Genomic DNA, 728 nt, shown 5'->3' on the forward strand with positions numbered 1-728 from the left:
CCTTCTTTTTATAGGCTATTCTTTAGGTAGTCGGGATAGGACGTATGCGCCAGTGGGACTTGATCCCGTCCACAATACTGTCCACTCCCTACTTGTAGAAACATGTTTGAGGCTGGTTGGGGCATTGACCCCGTATAACAAGCGAAGCTATGACACTACAAGGTAGACAGGGACAACCGACAAATCTACTAGAAGGAGATGTGATACAGTATGGATCCAGTGATTGGCCTGGATGTCGCAAAAGGAGAAAGCCAAGTTCAAGCTTTCCTGGCAAGAAAGCAACCCTTCGGAAAGACCTTCAAATTTAAGCATAATACCAATGGATTACGTAATTTTTTTATGTTTTTCAAAGAGGTGGAAATCCACGCTGACTTAAAACCTGTCATTGTTTTTGAATCTACAGGACACTATCATGAACCTATTTTACAGTTTCTCGAGGAAAAAAGGATTACGTACTATTTAGTGAATCCCGTTGTTTCTTACGAAACGAAAAAAAGTAGTCTTCGAAAAGTGAAATCAGACCCAGCTGATGCGAAGCATTTGTGTGAGATGTATTACAAAGAGGACTTAGTTGCCTACCAACGAAAAAGTGTTGAAACGATGAACCTGAGAAACCTGAATAGACAACACGATTCTTTAACACGGAACTATGTACAACTGAAACTTCAGTTCCAAACGATACTAGATCAAGTATTTCCTGAATATAAAGGGGTTTTTAGTAATTTATA

At 39.7% G+C, this 728-nt stretch carries 1 protein-coding gene; it reads left to right on the plus strand.

Annotated features, from left to right (window positions below; genetic code table 11):
* Positions 1-210: 210 nt before the first annotated feature.
* A partial coding sequence (locus tag SLH48_RS22410) for an IS110 family transposase (RefSeq protein WP_320259927.1) occupies positions 211-728 on the plus strand: 518 nt, incomplete at its 3' end.

The organism is Cytobacillus sp. IB215316, from assembly GCF_033963865.1.
GTDB lineage: Bacteria > Bacillota > Bacilli > Bacillales > SM2101 > Nanhaiella > Nanhaiella sioensis.